Origin of the sequence: Pseudomonas sp. B13(2017) (genome assembly GCF_002113245.1) — a bacterium.
Lineage (GTDB): Bacteria > Pseudomonadota > Gammaproteobacteria > Pseudomonadales > Pseudomonadaceae > Aquipseudomonas > Aquipseudomonas putida_Z.
The window spans coordinates 1-6121 of the sequence record NZ_NEJX01000044.1; the positions used below are offsets into that span (position 1 = coordinate 1).

The 6121-nt window shown below is 63.6% G+C and carries 3 protein-coding genes; 1 reads left to right on the forward strand and 2 read right to left on the reverse strand.

From position 1 onward, the window contains the following. Positions 1-123: 123 nt before the first annotated feature. On the reverse strand, positions 124-2358 hold the full coding sequence (locus CAG44_RS27270) for a TonB-dependent siderophore receptor (protein WP_085693494.1): 2235 nt from the start codon (positions 2356-2358) through the stop codon (positions 124-126). A 300-nt stretch (positions 2359-2658) separates the two neighbouring features. On the opposite strand from CAG44_RS27270, the gene CAG44_RS27275 reads away from it, so the two are divergent. Next, a complete protein-coding gene (locus CAG44_RS27275; protein WP_085693496.1) occupies positions 2659-3888 on the forward strand; it encodes an MFS transporter in 1230 nt (409 codons plus the stop codon). On the opposite strand, the gene CAG44_RS27280 is transcribed toward CAG44_RS27275, so the two are convergent. Next, positions 3885-5693 carry an ABC transporter ATP-binding protein/permease gene (locus CAG44_RS27280; RefSeq protein WP_084785124.1) on the reverse strand — a complete coding sequence of 603 codons (1809 nt, stop codon included), beginning with the start codon at positions 5691-5693 and terminating at the stop codon, positions 3885-3887. The two genes, CAG44_RS27275 and CAG44_RS27280, sit on opposite strands and share 4 nt — an antisense overlap. Positions 5694-6121 lie beyond the last annotated feature (428 nt).

Consider the following 6121-nt stretch of genomic DNA (forward strand, 5'->3'; position numbering starts at 1 on the left):
GGCCGCGTTGCGGCCCTTTCGCGACACAAGGCCGCTCCCACAGGTACAGCGACAACCTCGAGAGCAACGCTGTACCTGTGGGAGCTGGCTTGCCGGCGAATGGGCCGCGCAGCGGCCCCTGGATCAGAAGTTGATGTTCAGCGCAGCGAACACCGCCCTGCCCGGCTGGTTATAGGTATTGGCGCCCGAAGTACTGGCGTTGCCGCCACGCAGGATCTGCTTGTCGAACACGTTGTTTACCCCCACCCGCACGTCGTAGTTGGCGTTGAACTTGTAACCAGCGCTCACGTCCACCAGGCCGTAGGCTTCCACGTCCTGTTGCGCGGTCTTGTCGTAGCCTTGCTGGGTGCGTTCGTTGAAGGTCGGCGACTTCTGCTTGCCGAAGTAGGTACCCGCCACCTGGAACGACAGCTTCTCGGTGGCGCGCCAGTCAAGGGTGGTGTTGACGGTGTATTCCGGGATCACCGACAGCGGCTCGCCGGTCTCGCGGTTGTCGTTGTCGAGCATCCAGGTCAGGTTGGTGTTCCAGTCCAGGGCCGGGGTCAGCTCGATGAACAGGTTGCCTTCGATACCTTCCACCCGCGCCTTGCCGGCGTTGTCCCACTGGGTCACGCGGCTGCCGGTGCCGATGGTGTACAACACATCGGTATCACCGACGATCTTGTTCTTGTAGTCGTTGCGAAAGTACGTGGCACTGGTGCGCCAGGTACCACGGTCGTACATCAGGCCGATTTCCTTGTTGACGCTGATCTCGGGCTTGAGGTCGGCGTTGCCCTGCAGGTAGCAGCCACCGTTGTTGGTCTGCTGCACGCTGCAACCATTGCCGCGGCTGTACAGCAGGTAGTTGGGGTTGGACTGGTACAGGTTCGGGGTCTTGTAGGCGCGCGCGATACCGCCTTTGACCGACAGTGCTTCGGTCAGCTTGTGCGACAGGTTCAGGCTGGGGCTGAAGTTGTCGCCGAAGGTTTCGTGGTGGTCGAAACGCAGGCCCGGGGTAATGGTGGTGTCGCCGACAATGATGTTGTCCTCGACGAACAGCGCATAGCTGCGGGCGGTCATCTTCGAGCTGCTGCGGTCGAAACCGACCAACCCGTCGTTACCGGTAGGGTCCGAGCTTTGCGGGCGCAGCGAGCCCTGGTCATTGAGCGCTTCGTACAGGTACTCGCCGCCCAGGGTCAGCACATGTTCGGTGCTGCCCATGGCGAATGGCAGGTTCACTTCGCTGCTCAGGCGCGTGTTGCGCAGGCGCGACATGGCGGCGCCTTCGGCATTGGGGGCACCTTCGGTGCGGCCTGCCAGGCCCTCGTTGAGGCGCCAGTTGCGCACGTACTCGTAGGCCAGCACGGTCTTGCTGGTACCCCAGGTGAAATCACCCAGGTGGGTCAGGTCGTAGGTACTGCGCTGCATCACATTGGTTTCGTGGCCGTACAGGCTGGACACGAACTCGACGTCACCACCGCCGTTGCTGTTCATGGTGTCGCCGGCAAAGATATTGCCCTGGCGGCTGTAGCCGGCACTGGCCTCGAGGCGGTGCTCGTCGTTCAGCTTCCAGCTCAGCAGGCCATTGATGTCCTTGTTGCGTACGCCTTCGCGACCCGCCACCAGCGCACTGGTGGCATGCCCGGCATTGATGTCCAGGTCGTCGGCATCGGTCTTGGCCAGGCCGCCGTACAGGCGGAAGCCGAGGTTGTCGGTCAGGCCGCCGCCCAGGTTGAAGTTGGCCCGGCGGCTGGCGCCCTCGGCGCTGTCTTCCGGCAGCTGGGTATACAGGCTGACGCTGCCCTTGAGTTCGTCGGTGGGCCGCTTGGTGATGATGTTGACCACCCCGCCCATGGCGCCGGAGCCGTAACGTGCGGCCGCCGGGCCACGCAGGATCTCGATGCGCTCGACCGCTTCTGCCGGTACCCAGTTGGTTTCACCGCGGGTATCGCGGTCGCCGTTCCAGCCATAGCGCACGGCATTGCGTGCGCTGGATGGCTTGCCGTCGATGAGGATCAGGGTATTTTCCGGGCCCATGCCGCGCAGGTCGATCTGCCGGTTGTTGCCACGCGCGCCGCTGGCGCTGTTGCCGGTCAGGTTGACCCCGGGCTCGCGGCGGATGATGTCTGACAGGTCATTGGCCGGCGGATGGCGCTTGATGTCTTCGGCGGTGATGATCGACGTACCCAGGGCCTGGCGTGCCTCGCGCTCGGCGGTGACCAGGGTGTCCTGAATCACCAGCGCGTTGTCGGCAACCGGCATCTCCAGCACCTCACCCGTACGCTGTTCTTCGGCCTGGGCCGCGGTGGCCACCATGGCCGGTGACGCCAGCGCGACGAACGCCAGGACCAGGCTGTTGGGTGAAGTCTTGCACTGCATGGGTACATCTCCTGCGATTCATGAGCGAAACGGCACATCCCTGTCGGAAACCGGGAGCCCTCGCCCACCGGCCTCGCAAACACAGTTTGGTGGCCAACAGGGATGGTAAATATAGAGATTCGCAAATGAGTTTAAATCTTATTTACGAAGTTTACATGTTTGTAACGGAACTTTGCTGACACGGCAGCGTTGCCGGCGCAACCCGGCTATTCGCGCTGTTGCTTGCATACACCTGTCCGATTTGCATCCTGCGTGACGGCTCCTACAGTTTCGAACGTAGCCCCTCTGCCGAGCCTCCTGATGCGCAGCCACGAAGAAAGCCACGCCACGAACGCCACCAGGTCCCTGTCAAAGATCCCTCGCAGTGTCTGGGCGCTGGGCTTCGTGTCGATGTTCATGGACATTTCCTCGGAAATGATTCACGCACTGCTGCCGCTGTACATGGTCACCGTGCTTGGTACCTCGGTAGTGGCGGTGGGCTTTATCGAAGGCATCGCCGAGGCGACCGCCTCGATCACCAAGGTGTTTTCCGGTGCCCTCAGCGACCGGCTGGGCAAGCGCAAGCTGCTCACGGTGCTGGGCTATGGCCTGGGTGCGTTGACCAAGCCGGTGTTCCCCATGGCCTCCGGGCTGGAGTGGTTGACCGCAGCACGCTTCGTCGACCGGGTAGGCAAAGGCATTCGTGGGGCGCCGCGCGATGCGCTGGTGGCCGACGTCACGCCCGCAGAACTGCGTGGTGCAGCCTTCGGCCTGCGCCAGACGCTGGATACCGTGGGCGCCTTCCTTGGGCCGTTGCTGGCGATCGTGCTGATGTGGCTGACCGCGAGCCATTTCCAGACGGTGTTCTGGGTGGCGGTGCTCCCGGCGTTCGTGGCGGTGTACATCCTCATCGCCTTCGTGCGCGAACCTGAAACGCCGGCCACCACCCGGCTGGTGCGCTCACCGCTGGCCCTGCACGAGCTGGCCCGCCTGGGCCCGGCCTACTGGCGGCTGATCGGCCTGGCCACGCTGTTCACCCTCGCCCGCTTCAGCGAGGCGTTTCTGCTGCTGCGCGCCCAGGACATGGGCCTGGCGCCGCTGTGGGCGCCGGCAGTGCTGGTGCTCATGGCCCTGGCCTACTCGCTGTCGGCCTACCCCGCGGGGGTGCTGTCGGACCGCGTAGGCCGCCGCGGCGTGCTGATGACCGGGCTGGGGCTGCTGGTCGCCGCCGACCTGCTGCTGGCCCTGCTGCCGGGCTGGACCGGGCTGGCCATGGGGGTGGCTGCCTGGGGCCTGCACCTGGGCTTCAGCCAAGGCATCTTTGCCGCCATGATCGCCGACAGCGCGCCCGCCGAACTGCGCGGTACAGCCTTCGGCCTGTTCAACCTGCTGACCGGCGTGGCGCTGCTGGTGGCCAGCGTGGTGGCCGGGCTGCTGTGGGACGGGGTCGGCTTCAAGGCGACATTCCTGCTTGGCGCAGCGTGTGCCGGCAGCACCCTGGTCGGGGTCGCATTGCTCAGGTCAGGCCCGATCACCGGCAAGCCGCACTAGGCCAGCGCTGGCTGCTGTTCCAGCAGCGACCAGCCGCCATGCCCATCCACCTCCAGCCGATGGGTATGGAAACCTGCCAGTGTGCTGCGGTGCCCGACACTGACCAGCAACGCTCCCGGCATTTCCGTGCGCAACAGTGAATACAGGGCATGCTCGAGCCCTTCGTCCATGGCCGAAGTGGACTCGTCGAGAAACACCACCTGCGGCCGGTTGAACAGCACCCGGGCAAATGCCAGGCGCTGCTGCTCACCGACCGAGAGAATGTGTGACCAGTCACAGCTGACGTCCAGTCGCTCGGCCAGGTGGGCCAGGTTGACCTGGCGCAAGGCCTGCTGCATCCGCGTTTCGTCCTCAGGCTTGCTGGCCGCCGGGTAGGCGATGACGGCGCGCAGATCACCCAGCGGCAGGTACGGCCGCTGCGACAGGAACAGCGCCTGGTGGCCCAGCGGGCGCCTGACCTCACCCTCGGCATACGGCCAGAGGCCCGCCAGCGCACGCAGCAGCGTGGTTTTGCCGCTGCCCGACGGCCCCTTGATCAACAGCGCCTGGCCGGCGTGCAGGTCAAGGTTCAGGTCGGCGATAAGGGCATGCCCGTCCGGGCGCAGCACCTGCAGGCGGCTGATCGCCAAGGCATGCTCCTGATCCTCGGTGATGACGCGCGGCAAAGCGCTCGCCTGTTCGTTGGCATCGAGGAAGCCGGTCAGACGGTCGAGGGTGGCCCGGTACTGGGCAAACGCATCATACGACTCGCGGAAGAACGACAACGAATCCTGCACCTGGCCAAAGGCCTGGGAGGTCTGCATGACGTCGCCCAGCTTGATCGCCCCGCTGAAGAAGCGCGGAGCCTGCAGAATGAACGGGAACACCACTGCTACCTGGCTCACGCCCAGGTTGAAACCACTGAATTTCAGGTTCCGGAACACCAGCGCCCAGGCATTCACGATCAAGGCACCAAAGCGGCCCAGCAAGGTGCCCCGCTCGACCTGCGCACCCTGGTAGAAAGCGATGTTCTCGGCGTTCTCGCGCAGACGCATCAGCGCGTAACGGAAGTTGGCGGTGAGCTTTTCGTTGAGGAAGTTCAGGCGGATCAGCGGTCGCCCGAGGCGGAAGGCGATCCATGTGGCGACGATGACATACAGGTACACGGCAAACACCATCGCCCGGGGAATCTCCACACCAGCGACGGCCAGCGGCGCCGACAGCCCCCAGAGGATGCCGGTGAATGCCACCAGCGAAACCAGCGCGCTGACCGCGCCCAGGGCGAGGGTCACCGAGTTGCTGACAAAGGCGTTGACGTCCAGTTCGATACGCTGGTCAGGGTTGTCCACCGGCTCGGCAAGGAACTGGCCACGGTAGTAGGCATCGCCGTGCATCCAGTCGTGGGTCAGGCGCTCGGTTAGCCAGACCCGCCACTGGATGCTGAACGCCTGGCTTACATAGAAGGTGAACAGCGAACGCAGCACATGGATGGTGGCCAATACCGCGAAGACGCCGAGCAGGTACCAGAAGGCGGCTTGGTCAAGGCCTTGCAAGGCGCTGTAGAAGCCGTTGTACCAGAACGAGAACAGCACGTTCAGGCGCACCGAGAATAGCGTCAATACCAGCAGCAGGGCGAACACCAGTAACGGCCGCCAACTGCGCCTGAAACTGAAATAGGGCCCGGCAAGCTGCCAGAACTGGCTGCCCCAGCGCGTACAGCGTACGGCCAGTGTGGCGGCTGCCGTGAAGCAGACAAGGGTGATGAACGAGGCGATTGCCAGCCAGCTCAGGCTCTCTTGCAGAGCCTGGTGCCAGTTCATTTCCATGATGGGTATCCGTGCTGAGTATTTCCGCGAGCGTAGCATTGACCTGTGATTCGTCAGGCATAAATGACGCACATTTCATGATTGCTTTTCGGAGCTACGCGGGGCTCTGTGGGAGCAACTGTCTTGCTCAAATTCTAAAAGTTGGCGCGATCCCCTGTGGGAGCGGCCTTGTGTCGCGAAAGGGCTGCAAAGCAGCCCCAGCAATTTCAACTGTTGCGCATCAATCCTGGGGCCGCTTTGCGGCCCTTTCGCGACACAAGGCCGCTCCCACAGGGGCTGCGTATGCCGGGAATTTTTGCACCACAAAGACAAAACCCCTACCTGCATGTGCAGATAGGGGTTTTGCGAAATGAATCTTGACGATGACCTACTCTCACATGGGGAAACCCCACACTACCATCGGCGATGCATCGTTTCACTGCTGAGTT